We start from the raw sequence: 16,540 nt of genomic DNA, 5'->3' as shown, positions 1-16,540 counted from the left end.
AAGGCTTCAACCTTCCCTTTTACGGTAATTATCGGTTAGCATACCGGCAAAGCCCCAGTTTTCTTCATCGATTTCTTGAATGACGATATGGGTATGCTCCGGCTTTTTGCCGAGAACCGTTACTAATGTTTCCGTAAACTGTTGTACGATTTGGGCTTTTTGCTCTCGGGTAGCGCCTTTCGTGATTTGAAGGTTAATATAGGGCATGACGATTCCTCCTATGCGGGATGTTTTGCTAAAAAAGAAGATTGGGGGACCAAGCCCTCAATCTTCTTTTTTGCCTTGCAAGGCCGCTTTCAGCGCATCCCCAAGGCTGCTGGTCAGCTCCACATTATCGCTGAACTGACGGGCGAGCTGGGCCTGCTGCCGTTTGGCGGCTTTGCCTCCGCCGCTGCTTTTCTCTCCGAGCATTTCAACGACATTGCACGGACGGCATTGTGCGTACTTGCCTGCTTTTCCGGTATGAATCTCCATTTTCTTACGGCACTGCGGACAGCGCTTATTCGAAAGCTGCGGCTCCGCCGCGCGTTTATATTCGCATTCCTTGCTGCTGCAGACGAGCAGCTTTCCTCGCTTGCTCTTGATCTCCTGAAGAGGGCTGCTGCAATCGGGACAGCGGGAGCTCGTCAGATTATGCGGCTTATATTCGGCCGCGCTGGTCTTCACTTCTTTGACGATCTGCTCCGTCATGGAGCGAATCCGGTCCATGAACGATTTGGCGTCGCCGCGTCCCTTGGCAATGCGCTCGAGCTCCTGCTCCCATTCGGCCGTCAGCTCCGGCGACCTAAGCTCCGGAACGACCAGCTCGATCAGCTGTGCTCCCTTGCCTGTAGGCTGGAGCACATTCATTTTGCGCTCGATCGTATCGGAAGAGAGCAGCTTCTCGATAATGTCCGCCCGGGTAGCCGGCGTGCCGAGGCCATGCTTCTCCATCACGGTAAGCAAGGAGGCTTCCGTGTATCGACCCGGCGGCTTCGTCGCCAGCTTCTGCAGTCCTAAGCGCACTTCCTTCAGCTCCGTGCCGACGGAAAGCGGAGGGAGAGTCTGACGTGGGCCGTTCTCTTCTTCCTGACGCTGCTCCTCCTCCTCATCAAGGCTCATGGCGGAGGCGTCCACGCCGTATACGCTTTTCCAGCCCTCGTCCTTGACGATTCGCCCCTTCGCATAGAAGCTCTCGCCGCCGATGTCGAGCGTAACCGAGGTTTCGTCATAACGGAAGACAGGGTAGAAGAGCGAGAGGAACCGTTTCACGATCAAGTCGTACAGGCGGCGCTCGTCGGCCGATAAGGCTTGCAGATGAGGGCGTTCCTCCGTCGGAATGATCGCGTGATGGTCGGTAACCTTGCTGTCATCCGCGATACGCTTCGTGATCGGCAGCGGTTTCCGCAGAAGCGGCTTGACCCATCCGGCATACGCGGGCACATGCAAGGCTTCGATTCTTCCCGCAAGCGTCGGAACCATATCCGTTGACAAATAACGCGAATCCGTTCGCGGATACGTAACCAGCTTATGCTGTTCGTATAGGCGCTGCAGCACATTCGAGGTTTGCTTCGCCGTAAAGCCGTAACGCTTGTTCGCATCTCGCTGAAGCTCCGTAAGATCATAGGCGAGCGGATGCGGCTCACTTTTTTCCGCTACCTGCAGCTTCGTTACTTTGGCTTGTCCGACCCGGTTCAGCTTCTCGAGCAGCCGGTCTGCCTCCGCCTTATCAAACAAACGGCCGTCCTGGGCTTCCTTGCCACGCCACATGGCCTGAAACGATCCAAGCTGCGCCCGCAGCATCCAATAGTCCTTTGACTGAAACGACTTGATCTGCCGTTCCCGCTCCATCAGGATGGACAGGGTAGGCGTCTGAACCCGTCCGGCCGAGAGCTGCGCATTGTGCTTACAGGTCAAAGCTCGGGTAATATTGAGTCCGATCAGCCAGTCGGCCTCCGCACGGCACACGGCGGAGCGGTACAATGGATCGTAGGCAGTGCCTGGCTTAAGCGAAGCGAACCCCTCGCGGATCGCCTTATCGGTTTGGGAGGAAATCCACAAACGGCTGTAAGGCTTTTTCCACCGGATCATCTCCATAATCCACCGGGCCACCAATTCTCCTTCACGGCCGGCATCGGTAGCGATAATGATCTGATCGAGGTCGGGACGTGCGGCAAGTCCTTGTATCGCTTTGAACTGCGGCGTCGTTTCCCGGATCAGCTTAAGCTTCATCCGGCCCGGAAGCAGAGGTAGATCCTCGAGATCCCAGGTTTTGAACTTCACGTCGTAATCCTCCGGCTCCGCTAGGGTTACAAGGTGCCCTAGCGCCCAGGTGACGACATGCTTCGGTCCTTCCATATAGTGCTTATGCTTCTGATTGCAGCCGAGCACGCGGGCAATTTCTTTGGCAACGCTCGGTTTTTCCGCAAGAACTAATGATTTCATACCTTCTCCTTCTCTTTCACTCAGCATTCCATTCATCGTACAACCATCATGCGCCTGCGTCAAATCCAGAGGAAGGCCTACTGTTTCCAGTACAGCTGCCGATATTCCGACGGGGTCATGCTTTCTTGCTCCAAAAACCGTTTGTTAAAATAGCTGATGCTGGGGTAACCCGCTTCCATGGCGATCTCGCGGATCGTCCATTCCTTCTTCTCGAGCAGCCATTGCTTCGCTTTCTGCAAGCGGCATAACGTAATGAACTCCATGGGAGTCATTTGGGTCGCCTTCTTAAACAGCTTGCAAAAATAAAAGGTGCTCACCTCCGCCTGCTGCGCCCAGTAAGGGAGATCGAACGGCTTGCAGGCTTCATTTTGCATGCGGGGCAGAAGCTGTAGAATACGATCCGTAGATTCCGGCAGCTTCACGGCGGATTGGGGAACCGCCTGGTTTACGAACTCGGCTAGAATGGCATAGGTTAATGTGGACATGCGGGACAGATGGTAAAACTCTTCCTTTTCCAGCTCGGTGAGAAGCTCCTCGAAGGCTTGCTCCAGCGGCTTGGTTTGCCGGAGCGTCCACAGATGGGAACGGTGAAAGCCGCGTTCAATCAGGAATTCGTTGATGGCCGTACCGTAAAAATGAATCCATAAAACGCTCCAGGGATCTTCCTGGTCGCTGTAATAGCGCTGTCTTTGCAGGGGGAAATACAAGAAGGCGTCGCCCCGCTCAAGCAGGTACGTTTCCTGAACCGTTTCAAGGTACCCTTTCCCGCTGACGATGTAATGGATGCTGAAGGTATTCCATGAATTTTCACGTCGATCCACCGTATGCTCCGGGTCGTCCCAGTACCAACCGACGGATTCCGGCAGGATGAAAAACGGCTGCTCCGCAATGGTGGGAAGAAAACGCTGTCTTTTCAAAAGACTCCACTCCCATAATGACAATATAATTGTATCTATCTGCAAAAAGCTTATATTTTCATTTTAAATTGGCATAAGTATAATGGCAATATCGTATTAATTTTCCTTCAAGGAGAGATGCTGATATGAGTTCGAAAAAGGTGCGATGGGGCGTCATCGGCTGCGCCGGAATTGCAAAGCGTGCGGTGATTCCGGGGATTCAGCAATCGGAAACGGGCGAAGTCGCAGCTATCGCAAGCCGAGAACTTAGCAATGCCCGGGAAACGGCAGACAAGCTAGGTATTCCGACGGCTTATGGCAGCTATGAGGCGCTGCTGGAAGACGACAGCATTGATGCCGTCTATATCCCATTGCCGAACCATTTACATAAGGAATGGACGATCCGCGCGGCGGAAGCCGGAAAGCATGTGTTATGCGAAAAGCCGATTGCCCTGAATGCAGAGGAAGCGCAAGAGATGGCGGATGCTTGTGCTAAGGCAGGAGTCGTCCTGGCGGAGGCGTTCATGTACCGCTATCATCCCCGCTATGCCATGATTCGCGACATCATTCAATCCGGAGAGATTGGCGCGATTCGCGGCATCCACGGTACGTTTACCTTTAATAATGCAAAAGCGACAAATAACGTTCGCTATAAGCAGGCTTGGGGCGGCGGCTCGGTATACGATGTAGGCTGCTACCCGTTAAGCGCCGCGCGATTGCTGCTTGAGCGCGAGCCGGAGGCTGTAACAGCGCATGCCTTCTTCTCGCCGGAGCACGACCATGTGGACATGATGACATCCGGGCTCGTGGAGTTTAGCGATCATGTGGCTCTGACATTCGACTGCGGCATGTGGGCAGCGGGCAGAAATACGCTTGAGGTCGTAGGTACGGACGGAATGATTGAGGTGCCGTCTGCCTTCGTCACGAGGGGGGATGCGAAGGATCATTTCTTTGTCACGGTAAAAGGTGAGCGAAGAGAGGTAGAGGTGCCCTATGTGAATCAGTATGCGCTGCAGGCGGACGCGATTGGACGCAGTATTCTTCATGGAGAGCCTCTTGCCTTTGCTCCTTCCGATGCCGTAGCGAACATGAAGGTCATTGATGCAACGTTGCAGTCCGCGCGGGAACGCATTCGCGTAACGCTGTAGTCCAAAAAAGGGAGGAACCCGTAATGGAAACGATTCAGCTTCCTGGAGTCCATAAGCCGATTTCCCGTCTGATTCAAGGATCGGATTTCTTTAGACACGAAGTGTATGATAAAGTGTGCGATGTACTGGATAATCTCCTCGCATCCGGCGGCACCACGATTGATACCGCCTTTGGTTATTGCGGGGGAGAGAGCGAAGCCACCATCGGCCGGTGGATGGAAGAGCGGGGCAACCGGGAGCAGGTAGTCGTCTGGACCAAGGGGGCTCACCCCAACAAGCAAGGCCCTCGAGTAAACCGGGATGTAATCGCGGAAGAGCTTCAGATCAGTCTGGAGCGGCTCCGAACGGATTATGTCGACCTGTACGCACTGCATCGCGATGATCCGAATGTCCCTGTGAGTCACATCATCGATGCACTGAATGAGCATATCGCTGCTGGCCGGATTCGTGCCATCGGGGGCTCGAATTGGTCCACAGCTAGACTGCAGGAGGCCAACGAGTATGCAGCGGCAAACGGGCTTGTCGGCTTCAGCTTCAGCAGTCCGAACTTGAGTCTGGCCAAGCCGAAAGAGCCGTTCTGGGCTGGCTGCGTTTCCGTAGATGCGGAGGACTGCGCTTGGCATGAGAGGCATCAGATGCCGCTACTTTCCTGGTCTTCTCAAGCAAGAGGGTTCTTCACAGGTCGCTTCAGCCCGGACGTGCTTGACAACGCGGATATGGTACGTGTCTTCTATAACGATGCCAATTGGGAACGGCTGCGTCGTGCTGAGCAGCTGGCCAAGGAGAAGAACGTAACCCCGATCCAGATTGCGCTGGCCTATGTCATTAATCAGCCGTTTCCTACCTGCGCATTGGTCGGAGCACAATCGAAGGAGGAGTTGGACTCCTGCATCGAAGGCTCTCGTATACGCTTAACTCCGGAGGAGCTGCACTGGCTGGAGCACGTAGAATAGGTTGCTACCCCTGTTATGGTACGGATCACGTATCAGGCAGGGGTATTTTTATTAGGGAGCTCATCTATGACAGAAATTGTCATAGTGCCATGCTATACTATAAACTATCCAAATAGCATGTTTGAGGAGCGAAAGGAATGTCCAAGTCCAAGCGGCTGATTGAGCTGATGATCGCTGTCAATAAGCGGAGGAAGTTTACGGTAAGGGAGCTCGCGGAGGAATTCTCCGTCTCAAACAGGACGATAATGCGCGATCTGCAGGCGCTGGAGGAGCTAGGATTGCCTCTCTACGCCGAATATGGACCGAACGGCGGGTACCGGCTGCTGAACGAGCGTCTGTTGCCGCCGATCGTCTTCTCGGAGCAGGAGGCTGTCGCGATTTTTTTCGCGTACCAGTCACTGCAGCATTACGGGTCGCTGCCCTTCGATGAGGAAGCCGTTACCGCATTAAATAAGTTTTACTACTACTTACCTGACGATACGAAACGTACGATCGACAAAATGAAGCAGCGCGTGATCTTCTGGTCTCCCAAGCGGAAGGCGCCTTCACCGCATTTGAGATTGCTGCTGGATGCCTCTTTGCAGATGAGGCCGGTACGAGTCTTGTATGATTCAAGAGAAGGAGCCAAATCCCGGACCATACAACCTATTGGCGTATACTCGCAGAACGGCTACTGGTACTGCCCGGCTTATTGCTTCCATCGAGAGAAGTATTTATTGTTTCGCGTCGATCGCGTGCTCCAAGCGGAACAAATGGAGGAAGGAGCCAAGACAGTCGATGTAAGCGGCTACCCGCTGCAGATGTGGCTTCTACCGCAAGGTCAACCTGTCTCGGCCGTATACGCCTCCGACCCTGAACGGATGCCGCTCATTGCCGAGCTAACGACAGAGGGAGTACGCCGCTGTCAATGGGAAGGCATCTTCCACGACGAGCTTCAGGTGAATGATGACGGCACCGGAACCTTACGTCTGCACATCAAACAGGATGATTTTGATTATTATACGGAGTATTTTTTAAGCATGGGTGCCGATGCCGTCATCCGGGAGCCGCAGGAGTTGCGGGAACAGCTTAGACAAGCGGCGGTCAAGCTGTTTGAGGCTTATCATGCTTCCAAGCCTTCCAGCTGAGCCACCGGCACATAAATATCAAACGCACTGTCCGGGCTGTCCGGAGAAATATAGCGATGATCATACAGCTCAAATTCCGGTGCGGCAGCCCTACGATACCCGCCATTTTCCTTTAGCCATTGCTCAATCGCGATGTAGGTTTCGTGAAGGGCTGCAATCGGTCCCTGGTGAGTGAATACGGCGTATTCCGCCGGCTCAAGACGCACAAGCTCCATGCCCAAGGGAATTGACGCCTTTGAATTCCGTAGGACTGCTCCCGTCACGTAGTCGAATGGACCTTCCTGAGGCATGCCGAGACAAATGCCGAGCGTAGCTTCATCACGGTTTGGAATTTCATGTACTCTTGCCATAAAGCGGCCCCATTGCGAGAGGATCGTCGGAATGCCGCCTTCTTCGGACATGACGTGCTCCTCTCGGATTCCGATAACATAGATCGTGGATTGGTGTTGTAAAGCTGGTTTCATGGTTAGCCTCCCGTGTGATATGATCGTTTACAAGGAAAGGATATCAGATAAGGGTGACAGAACCTGTCTTAGTTATTCGCGCTTGTTGCGATTTTTGAACATTATTACTGCATTCATGTATAAAAAAACGTCCTGACATTTGCTATGCTGAACTGTAAGCGATTGCATTTTGAGAGGGGATGCACAGGATGGAGCCGATTCGAGTACTGATTGTAGATGACGAGCTGCCGCTTCGGCAGGAGCTGCGCTCGCTTCCCTGGGAAGCGTTCGGGGCGGTGCTCGTCGGGGAGGCCGAGAATGGGGAGGAGGCTCTCGAGCTGTGCCGTCGATTGGAGCCGGATCTTGTGGTAACGGATATTACCATGCCCGTCATGGACGGTCTGGAGCTGTTTCGACGGGTAAGACAGCGGCAGCAGCTGACGCAATTCGTGCTTCTGACTTGCCACAGCGAGTTCGCCTATGCACGCGAAGCTCTTAGGCTGGGGGCGCTAAGCTATGTGATTAAGCTTTCCTTTGAGGAGAAGGAGATGGAGTACGCCGTAAGAAAAGCAAGGGAAGCGATCCAGCGGGAGAGAGATCATCTTCGTAGTGAGAGAGGACGGCTGCGGCAGGAGCTTATCCTTAGGATAGGTCCGCTGCTTAAGGGGGAGGCCGAGCTGAGTCCGGGGCACCAAGAGTTAGAGGAGGCGCTGCTAAGCTTGTTCCCCTGTTATCCTGTTCGATTAACCCCCATGGCGGGAGGCGCCGAAACCCAGTCTCTGCTTCAACGGCTGGAGGAATGGGAAGGCCGTTCCGACAAATCGTTCATATATATACCCTTAAGCGAGCAAATGTTTGTTCTGCTCCTCCGGTTCCCGGGAGAGCCGGCGTCAACCGATAAGTACCTAAACGATTTCCTTCAAACCATACAACACAGCTGCATTGACGACATAAGCAGCCCACTTCGCTGCAGTATTGACGCTACGGGTCCGGTTACAAGCAGGGAGGAGCTTGCAGCAGAACTCCGGGAGCTTCTTGCCGTTTCACCCCAATCCAGAAAGAAAATAAGAAGAGAAGTGCTTCAAGCGCAAGAGATCATTGCAGCCCGGCTCGCGGAGCCGCTGACGCTGACTACGGTCGCGGAGGAGGTGGGACTCAGCTCTTATTATTTAAGCAGACTGTTTCGGGAAGAGACGGGAGAGTCGTTCAACGATTACGTGACCCGGCAGCGAATGGAAAGGGCCGTCCAGCTATTGCAAAACACAACGCTTAAAATCTATGAGGTAGCCGAACGGGTGGGGATACCGAGCTACCGTTATTTCTCTCAATTGTTCCGCAGCTGGACCGGGGTTGCACCCACAGAATTTAAAAAGGGCTGATCGTATATGAGAAAAGTACTGGACTGGTTTGGCGGCCGCAGCATGGTTGCCAAACATTTTCTTTTTTTATCGATGGGTACGCTTCTGTTGTTCGGGGGTCTCGCCTGGATGAACCTGAGGGATGCGGAGGCTCTCTTTCGCAAGCAGGTGCTTACCGATTCTCAGGTCATCATTGACCGGACCAACTTATACATGAATGCCTATTTGGATAACGTTCAGAATTTGCTTCTGCTGATCTCCACCAGAGACGATCTGCTTAAGGAAGGAGAGGAGAGCGAGGCCTCGAAGGTACTGCGCGAGTATGCTGCTAAGAACAGCACTTTGTACAAAACGTTGTACCTCGTCCGTGCCGACGGTCAGGTCATGGTCAGCTCCCAAACTACCTTCGATATTATCGGTAACCCTCATATTCAACAGCTGCTGGAAAAAGCGAAAACGACCTACGGCATGTTCATTACCGAGCCCTATCAATCGCCGATGTCCGGGAAAACGGTTGCGTTCATTCTTCCCATAACGTCAGCCGATACGGAGGAGTTTCTGGGCATGGCCGTCGTGGAAATCGACCTAGTTCAGCTGACCAACATGCTGGCGCAATTCATGAACACGAAAAATCAGACGTTTGCCATCCTTACGAATAAGCGAAATGTGGTGCATTCCTTCGATTCGGCGCTGCCTTTGCATTTTTACCGGCTGCTTCCATACAACACCAGCGTGTTTCCGCCGGAGCTGAACACGGGCTTCGTTAACGAGGCGGCGGATTTGCCCATCGGCGTATCCGAGCTGAAAGGGCCGCAAGGTCAGCTGGTCGCGGTCAAATCGGGTATGAACAAGCTAGGCTGGTATTTTATAGCCTTTTACGAGGACGGCTACTTCTATCAAAATATTCGCAGTCTGTATCAAAACTTCAATACGGCAGCGGTGTTCTGGATTCTAATCGTTCTGGTCAGCACCTATATGATGAGCCGCTATGTGACGCATCCCGTACGTACGCTGGTCGCAAAGATGGACCGGGTTCGGGATATGGAGGTGCTGCCGAGTATCGCCGTGATCGGCAATGACGAGATCGGCCGGTTAACGCGAAGCTATAACGCCATGATGGAACGGATTCATCACTTGCTCCAAGAGACGAAGGAAGCGGAGCGACGAAAGAAACAGTTTGAGTTGAAGATGCTGCAGAGTCAAATTGCTCCGCATTTTCTCTATAATACGCTGGCCTGCATCAGCAGCTTGGCGAAGCAGCATAAGATTGATGCCGTTCGGGAGACGATCAAGTCGCTGGTAGGGCTGCTCTCGTTCAGCTTCGACAAAAGTACGGAATTCGTTACGCTGGAGGAGGAGCTGGAGGGACTTCGCATGTATGCCTACATCCAGCAGGTTCGATATGGGGATAAATTCGACATGACCATTGAGGCCGACCGGGAAGCAAGAAGCTGTACGATTCTTAAGCTTACCCTGCAGCCGCTCGTAGAGAACGCGATTTTTCACGGCCTCGCTCCTAGGAAGCAGGGCGGCGCCATAAAGATCCGGGCCAAGCTGGTCCGAGGCAGGCTGATCCTTACCGTACGCGACAATGGGCTCGGCATGGATTCGGGTCAGCTCCAGGATGTGTTCGCAGAACGGCGTAAGGCACCAAGCAAGGAGCGGTTTACGGGCATCGGAATCATGAACGTGCATGAGCGGATCAGGCTCCATTTCGGCCAAGAATACGGGCTCTCTATCTTCAGCCTGCCTGTAATCGGTACCCTCATCCGGATTGAGCTTCCTGCAATACAGTATACAGAAAAGCCCAATTGAAGCGTTTACAATAATTCGGACATTTTCGCAGGATCACTGTATATCTGATAAAGAAAGCGCTTGCTATACTGATATCAACCGGTGAGCAAATCTAAATCAGTATAAAAAAGAGGTGGTCCTATGGAGCAGGCAACGACTTCGCCGGCGGCAGCAACGAAGCTGAAAGTGAACAAATGGAAGCTGACGACAAAGCAGGTTTGGGCGTTTCGCGCATTTTATCTCATGCTGCTGCCCGGTGTTCTTTATTACATCTTATTCCGATATGTGCCGATGTACGGCGTGATTATCGCGTTCAAGGATTACCAGATGCTGGAGGGCATCATGAAGAGCCCTTGGGCGGACCCTTGGTACAAGCATTTTCAGATTTTTTTCCAATCTCCCTATTTCGGTCAGCTGATGGTCAATACTTTTGTAATCAGCATTTATAAGCTGATCTTCGGGATGGCGCCGCCTATCGTGATGGCTCTCCTGCTGAATGAGTGCCGGATGCGCTGGTTTAAAACCTTAGTGCAAACCTTAACGTATATGCCTCACTTCTTGTCCTGGGTCATCATTTACGGAATTCTGATTGCACTGCTGTCGCAAAGCTCCGGTTTGGTAAACCGCTGGATGGAGGAGGCGGGGGGGCAATCAATCGGATTTTTGACCTCTATCGATTATTTCCGGGCCATCCTCGTCGGCTCAGAGATCTGGAAGGATCTTGGGTGGGGGGCGATTATTTACCTGGCAGCCATGACGGCCATCGACCCGACCCTGTACGAAGCGGCGAGAGTCGACGGAGCCAGCCGTCTGCGGATGATCTGGCATATTACCCTTCCGGGAATTCGCAACGTTATCGTGTTGCTTCTGATCTTGAAGCTTGGCCACATTATGGATGCCGGCTTCGACCAAATTTACATTTTGTATAACATTCAGGTGTATCAGGTTGCCGACATTCTGGATACGTGGGTGTTCCGAACCGGGCTTCAGCAGCTGAACTTCAGCTTGGGCTCCGCCGTAGGTTTGTTTAAGTCGGTGATCGGGCTTGTGCTTGTGCTCGGCTCAAACCATCTCTCCAAGAAATGGGGTGAGGGCATATGGTAAGAGGCTGGGAGGACCGCATCGTCAACCTTGTCGTCGTTGTCATTCTCGGAATTGCCGCACTGGCCGCCATTTTCCCGCTGATGTACGTGGTGTCCGTATCGATAACCCCATTCTCCGAGGTGCTTAAGAACGGCGGCTTCATCCTGGTACCGAAGTCGATTACGTTCACAGCTTACCATAAGCTGTTTACCGAAACGGGTATTACTCGAGCGTTTTGGATTACCATTTTCATTACGGTAGTGGGTACGATCGTGAATTTGGTGCTGACTGCGTTAATGGCCTATCCGCTCAGCCGGCGCAATTTGCCTGGTCGCAGCCTATTTCTGCTGATGGTCGTCTTTACGATGCTCTTTAGCGGAGGCATTATCCCGACCTATCTGATTGTCAAGTCCTTGGGCCTGGTGGACTCCGTCTGGTCCATGATCTTGCCGAATGCCATCTGGAGCTTCAATGTCCTCATTATGAAAAGCTTCTTCGAAAACTTGCCCGAGGAGCTGTTCGAATCCGCTCGCATGGACGGGGCGAAGGAATTCCGCATCCTGCTGCAAATTGTGCTGCCCCTCTCCGTTCCGTCTATGCTGACCATCGGCTTGTTCTACATGGTCGGTCATTGGAATGAATTTTTTCAGGCGATTATGTATGTAACCGACCGCACCTTGTTTCCGCTTCAGGTGGTCATCCGCGAGATTCTTATGATGACGCAGCAGCCGCTCGAGAACGCCGAGAACATGCTGCCTACCGAAACGATGCAGATGGCTGCCGTAGTCTCGGCCAGTCTGCCGATCATCCTCGTATACCCATTCATCCAGAAGCACTTCACCAAAGGGATGCTGCTTGGCTCTGTGAAAGGTTGATTCCGGAAGCAGGGGCTTACGGACTGCAGCCGGGCGGCTCCTGAGGTCGGTGTCGATATATGAAATTCATTTAGAGGAAAGAAGGGGTATCTATGAAAAAGAGAGCTTACGTGCCGGTATTGTTAGCCATGACCTTTGCCGGAGGGACGCTGATTGCGGGCTGCGGTGGAGCCACGGCTCCATCGGATAAACCGGCTGGCGGGTCAGCTTCGGCGCCTGCATCGGATAAGCCGGTCAAGCTGGACATCATTGAAACCGGCAGCGGTCTGCCGTCACCCGATCAGGATATTATTAAACAAGAGCTGGACAAAGCGCTGAAGACGGAAATCAACCTGACGGTTTATGCTTCCGGGGATGACTACAAAAACCAGCTGAACGTACGCATGGCATCGGCGAATTTTCCGGATTTGTTCGCAGTGGACCGTCAGCAGCTGAAGCAATTCTCGGAGCAGGGCCTGCTGCTGGATTTGACGCCGTATCTCGATAAGCTGAAGCCGGTGCAGGACTTTATCGGCAAGGACAGCTTAAAGAAGGGAGCGCTGAACGGGAAAACGTTCGCTATCGCGAAGACGCCTCAGGTTCCGTATAATACGTACTGGGTCCGAAAGGACTGGCTGGATAAGCTGAATTTAAAAATACCTACGACCCCCGACGAGCTGCTGGCTGTTGCCAAGGCGTTCACGGAGCAGGACCCTGACGGCAACGGGAAGAAGGATACGTTCGGGCTGACCGGCGGCAAGCTGGGGGCATTCGAGCCTGTGTTCGGCGCCTATGGCGTAGGGCATACGGATGGGGTACCGAGCTTTTATGTGAAGAACAACAAGCTTGTTAACGGGCTTTATGATTCCGGCATGAAGGATGCGCTCGGCTTCATTCAGAAAATGGTTGCGGCAGGTGCAGTTGATCCGGAGCTGATGGCAAATTCGGGCTTGCAGCACCAGCAGAAGGCCATTAAAGGTCAGGCGGGCATCATCTACATCGACTGGCCGAACGTAACGAAGGAGCAGTTCGTAGAACAGATTAAAGCAGTGAATCCGAATGCCAATTGGGTACAGGTAGATGCCCTTAAAGGACCGGGCGGTCAATTCGCCGGAGCTTGGGACATCGGAAAGTCCGCAGGCATGTATGCGATCCCGAAGGCGCTGGAGAAGCAGCCCGAGAAGCTGCAAAAGGTGTTTGATCTGCTCAACTACGTTTCTTCCAAGGATGGGTCTCTCCTAGTGCAATACGGCGTGAAGGGCAAGCATTATAACCTCGATGGCTCGAAGGTGGTGCCTACGGAGCTTATGGGCAAGGAAGGCGGCTACTTCTGGCTGTACCAGTTCACCGGCCGGCCGGAGATGGAATACTTGACAGTGAAGTTCGCTCCGCAAGCCAAGTTCATGGAGTTTGCCAGCAAGCAGCCACGGATTGAAGCGCTGAACGGCTTCATCGATTACCCGAACGGTTATAATGCGGCGGATGCAAATCGCTATATCGAGGAAGAGCTGTCCAAGTTCGTATATGGCAAGCGCCCGCTGGGCGAGTATGACAGCTTCGTGAAAACACTGGAAGGCTCCATGAATTACAAAGCGTATTTGGATGCAGCGGAGAAGAGAATCAAAGAGCTCGGCTATGTGAAATAAACGCAGGCTAGGGGGAGGGCGGTAACCCTCCTCCGGATGCTGCCAATGGATAACAATGATCCCTTCTCAGAAAAAAGAAAATATTGTATAATAACAACGAGCAACAATTTACACGAGTAAATTTACTCGAGTAATATTTTCAAAGGGAGAGATGAAGCATGCCGCAAACAAGCCTGAATATTCCTGAATTAACGAAACAGTTTCAACAGGACGGTTATTTGATTTTACGGGGCGTACTGTCTCAAGAGAAGGTACAGCGTTTGAACAATGCCATCGATGAGATTATTGCACAGGAGCCGGAGTCACTAGCGTATAACATATATAACAGTGTGGAGCGTCATGAAGAGATCGCTTCGTTGATTGATGAGCCGACTCTGCTTCCGCTCATGGTCCAGCTGCTGGGCTACAACATTCAGCTGCATATCTCGCATCTGACGATTCGTAAGCCGAATCCAAACGATGAGAAAACGGCAACCCAGAGCTTCATCAACTGGCATCAGGACGGACCGCATCCTCAGTTTCCCAAGCAGAACGGCATCACCTCTACTTACTATATCAAAACCTGCTACATCTTAAGCGATATGTCGCAGCCGAACCGCGGGAATACGAAGATCATTCCCGGCTCTCATAACAAGCCGTTCCACCCGGAGACGCAGGATGTGCGCGGTATGGTAGAGGGTGAAGTGCAGGTGTGCGGGGAGCCCGGAGACGTGTTCATTTTTCCGCAAAATTTGTGGCACGCCGGCGCGCCGAACCATTCGGACTATACACGCCGCCAGCTGTTCCTGGGCTACAGTCCGATTTGGATGCGTCCGATCGATTATCGTACCGCCTCCGAAAAGCTACTGCAGAACGCTTCGCCATACCGGAAGCAGCTGCTCGGGGTCATCGATGAGAATCCTTTCAAATATTACGTTCCATCGGAAACTATGGTACCATTAAAGGAGCTAAATCGACAGAATACCGGAGAAAGCGTATACGAATAAGGAGGCTCCTTATGGGAAGCAAGCAAAGATTGGCAGGCAAGCTGGCCTTGGTAACCGGAGGATCCAGGGGGCTCGGCAGGCATATCGCGGCGTCGTTGGCGGAGGCCGGAGCCAGTGTGGCCGTTAATTATGCCAACAACGCGGCGAATGCGGAGGAAACGATACGTATGATCACCTCTGCCGGCGGGAATGCGACCGCTTTTCAAGCGGACATTACCCGGGAGCAGGAGGTGTCCGAGCTCGTTCATCGTGTAGAAGGCCATTACGGGCGCAGCATTGACGTTCTGGTTAACAATGCAACAGGTCCGCAGCCTATGCTCCCCTTGGAGGAGAGCACTTGGCAGACGTACTTGGATCAGCTGGAATTTTTCGTGAAAGCGCCTCTCCTGCTGACGAAGGAGGTGCTTCCCGGAATGAAGAGCAACGGCTCGGGAAGCTTGATTCATATCGGCAGTGAGGTCGTTCAGATCGGCAATGCCCGTTTCTCCAGCTATGTTACGGCTAAGGCGGCGATGATCGGCATGACGAGATCCTGGGCCAGTGAGCTGGGACCGCACGGGATTCGCGTCAATCTTATTGCTCCGGGCTGGATACCGGTGGAACGCCATGAAGGCGCCGATACTTCGGGCTATCAATCGGCCGTGCCTCTCGGAAGGATGGGGGAACCCTTGGATATTGCGAATGCGGTTGTGTTTCTCGCCTCGGATGAGTCGAGGTTCATCACGGGTCAGTGTCTCTCTGTCAACGGCGGCCGTACCTACGGAATATAGAATCCAATCTGGTAGCAGGGTGAGCTTATTATGGCAAGCAGAAAGGAAGTTGCCGACCGCGCGGGAGTATCCGTTGCGGTCGTCTCTTATGTACTCAATAATCGCAGCATCGTGAAGGAAGAAACAAGACAAAGGGTTCTAAAGGCAGTGAAGGAGCTGGGATATCAGCCCAACCAGCTGGCACGGGGGCTAAAGACCAAACGGTCGAATCAAATCGCCGTATTGGTCAATTATCTCGGCAACGCATTTGAAGCCGGTCTGCTGCTCACGATCGAGCATTATTTCCGTGCCCGGGGCTATTTCGTGTTTTTCCAGACGTACACCACTTTGGAGGAGCCTGAGCTGAAGAGCTTGTTTATGGGGCGCGTGGACGGCATATTGCTGCTCGGCCAATCCTTGCAGTCCGAAACCGTGGAGCAGTTCAAGTCAATGGGGCTGCCGGTGGTGTCCGTCATGCAGCCTCTGTCGGAACAAGGAAATATTCCTTATGTCGACATCAATTGGAGCCATGCCATGAGGAAGCTGGTTCTCCATATGCAGGAACAGGGCCACCGGCGGATCGGGTTTATGGGAGGCGGGCAGGCCGCCACTCATTATACAGTTAGAGCGCAAGCCTTTATCGAAGCGATTCGTTTGGAAGGACTGTCATGGCATGCGGAGGATCTGCTCGATGGCGGCGGTCGATTCGAGCAAGCCGCTCAAACGCTGAATAGGACGCTGGCGTCAAATTCCTGGTCCTTCACGGCTTTGGTTTGCGCGAGCGATCTTATGGCGGCAGGGTGCTTGTCCGCCTGCAGAGAGCATGGCTTGAAGGTTCCTTCCCAGCTTGCCGTTGCCGGCTGTGAGGATATTCTCATGTCCTCGCAGACGGATCCTCCTCTAACGGTGCTCCATTATCCGCGCCGGTCATTGGCTGAATCTGCGGCTCAGATGCTGCTTGATGAGCTTGAAGGAAAGCCGCGGCAGTCACTCACGGTGGATGCCGAGCTGGTGCCTCGGGCATCTACAATGCAGTGAATAGGAGTGAACACGACCTAAAAACAACCGGATTTAGCCCG

15 protein-coding genes are annotated in these 16,540 nt (G+C 53.1%); 11 read left to right on the top strand and 4 right to left on the bottom strand.

The window, feature by feature from the left end:
• Positions 1 to 6: 6 nt before the first annotated feature.
• The 3 genes from RAC89_RS01545 to RAC89_RS01535 form a co-directional block, all read right to left on the bottom strand.
• Positions 7 to 207, bottom strand: coding sequence for a tautomerase family protein (locus tag RAC89_RS01545; protein ID WP_306611315.1), 201 nt, complete (start codon positions 205 to 207; stop codon positions 7 to 9).
• Positions 208 to 264: 57 nt separating this feature from the next.
• A complete protein-coding gene (locus RAC89_RS01540; protein ID WP_306611314.1) occupies positions 265 to 2,424 on the bottom strand; it encodes a DNA topoisomerase III in 2,160 nt (719 codons plus the stop codon).
• A gap of 77 nt (positions 2,425 to 2,501) precedes the next feature.
• Positions 2,502 to 3,341: a helix-turn-helix transcriptional regulator gene (locus tag RAC89_RS01535; protein ID WP_306611313.1), complete on the bottom strand. Its 840-nt coding sequence runs from the start codon at positions 3,339 to 3,341 to the stop codon at positions 2,502 to 2,504.
• 125 nt (positions 3,342 to 3,466) lie between these two features.
• On the opposite strand from RAC89_RS01535, the gene RAC89_RS01530 reads away from it, so the two are divergent.
• The 3 genes from RAC89_RS01530 to RAC89_RS01520 all read left to right on the top strand — a co-directional run bounded on the left by RAC89_RS01530 (position 3,467) and on the right by RAC89_RS01520 (position 6,548).
• The gene (locus RAC89_RS01530; protein WP_306611312.1) at positions 3,467 to 4,468 is read left to right on the top strand and encodes a Gfo/Idh/MocA family protein; all 1,002 of its coding nucleotides are present in this window, start codon (positions 3,467 to 3,469) and stop codon (positions 4,466 to 4,468) included.
• A gap of 23 nt (positions 4,469 to 4,491) precedes the next feature.
• The gene (locus tag RAC89_RS01525) at positions 4,492 to 5,421 is read left to right on the top strand and encodes an aldo/keto reductase (RefSeq protein ID WP_306611311.1); all 930 of its coding nucleotides are present in this window, start codon (positions 4,492 to 4,494) and stop codon (positions 5,419 to 5,421) included.
• Positions 5,422 to 5,558: 137 nt separating this feature from the next.
• Positions 5,559 to 6,548 (top strand): helix-turn-helix transcriptional regulator, encoded by a 990-nt coding sequence (locus tag RAC89_RS01520; protein WP_306611310.1) that lies wholly within the window; start codon positions 5,559 to 5,561, stop codon positions 6,546 to 6,548.
• On the opposite strand, the gene RAC89_RS01515 is transcribed toward RAC89_RS01520, so the two are convergent.
• Positions 6,524 to 7,012: a GyrI-like domain-containing protein gene (locus RAC89_RS01515; RefSeq protein ID WP_306611309.1), complete on the bottom strand. Its 489-nt coding sequence runs from the start codon at positions 7,010 to 7,012 to the stop codon at positions 6,524 to 6,526. The two genes, RAC89_RS01520 and RAC89_RS01515, sit on opposite strands and share 25 nt — an antisense overlap.
• Positions 7,013 to 7,200: 188 nt before the next feature.
• Between RAC89_RS01515 and RAC89_RS01510 the strand changes: the two genes are divergently transcribed.
• The 8 genes from RAC89_RS01510 (at position 7,201) to RAC89_RS01475 (ending at position 16,499) form a co-directional block, all read left to right on the top strand.
• Complete coding sequence (locus tag RAC89_RS01510) at positions 7,201 to 8,370, top strand: response regulator transcription factor (RefSeq protein ID WP_306611307.1); 1,170 nt, start codon at positions 7,201 to 7,203, stop codon at positions 8,368 to 8,370.
• Positions 8,371 to 8,376: 6 nt separating this feature from the next.
• The gene (locus tag RAC89_RS01505; protein WP_306611306.1) at positions 8,377 to 10,164 is read left to right on the top strand and encodes a cache domain-containing sensor histidine kinase; all 1,788 of its coding nucleotides are present in this window, start codon (positions 8,377 to 8,379) and stop codon (positions 10,162 to 10,164) included.
• 222 nt (positions 10,165 to 10,386) lie between these two features.
• A complete protein-coding gene (locus RAC89_RS01500) occupies positions 10,387 to 11,247 on the top strand; it encodes an ABC transporter permease (RefSeq protein WP_284644881.1) in 861 nt (286 codons plus the stop codon).
• Positions 11,241 to 12,101, top strand: a complete 861-nt coding sequence (locus tag RAC89_RS01495) for a carbohydrate ABC transporter permease (protein ID WP_306611304.1) — start codon at positions 11,241 to 11,243, stop codon at positions 12,099 to 12,101. The genes RAC89_RS01500 and RAC89_RS01495 overlap by 7 nt, the downstream gene beginning before the upstream one ends.
• Before the next feature lie 92 nt (positions 12,102 to 12,193).
• Positions 12,194 to 13,726 carry an extracellular solute-binding protein gene (locus tag RAC89_RS01490; protein WP_306611302.1) on the top strand — a complete coding sequence of 511 codons (1,533 nt, stop codon included), beginning with the start codon at positions 12,194 to 12,196 and terminating at the stop codon, positions 13,724 to 13,726.
• A gap of 158 nt (positions 13,727 to 13,884) precedes the next feature.
• Complete coding sequence (locus RAC89_RS01485; RefSeq protein WP_306611300.1) at positions 13,885 to 14,712, top strand: phytanoyl-CoA dioxygenase family protein; 828 nt, start codon at positions 13,885 to 13,887, stop codon at positions 14,710 to 14,712.
• 11 nt (positions 14,713 to 14,723) lie between these two features.
• Positions 14,724 to 15,482 (top strand): SDR family oxidoreductase, encoded by a 759-nt coding sequence (locus tag RAC89_RS01480; RefSeq protein WP_306611298.1) that lies wholly within the window; start codon positions 14,724 to 14,726, stop codon positions 15,480 to 15,482.
• Positions 15,483 to 15,512: 30 nt separating this feature from the next.
• Entirely contained in the window at positions 15,513 to 16,499 is a 987-nt protein-coding gene (locus RAC89_RS01475) for a LacI family DNA-binding transcriptional regulator (RefSeq protein WP_306611297.1), read from the top strand.
• The last annotated feature ends 41 nt before the right edge of the window (positions 16,500 to 16,540 follow it).

The organism is Paenibacillus sp. GD4 (assembly GCF_030846225.1).
Taxonomy (GTDB): domain Bacteria; phylum Bacillota; class Bacilli; order Paenibacillales; family NBRC-103111; genus Paenibacillus_G; species Paenibacillus_G silviterrae.
Note: the sequence above shows the minus strand (reverse complement) of the source record. Positions and strands in the feature narration are given on the sequence as shown.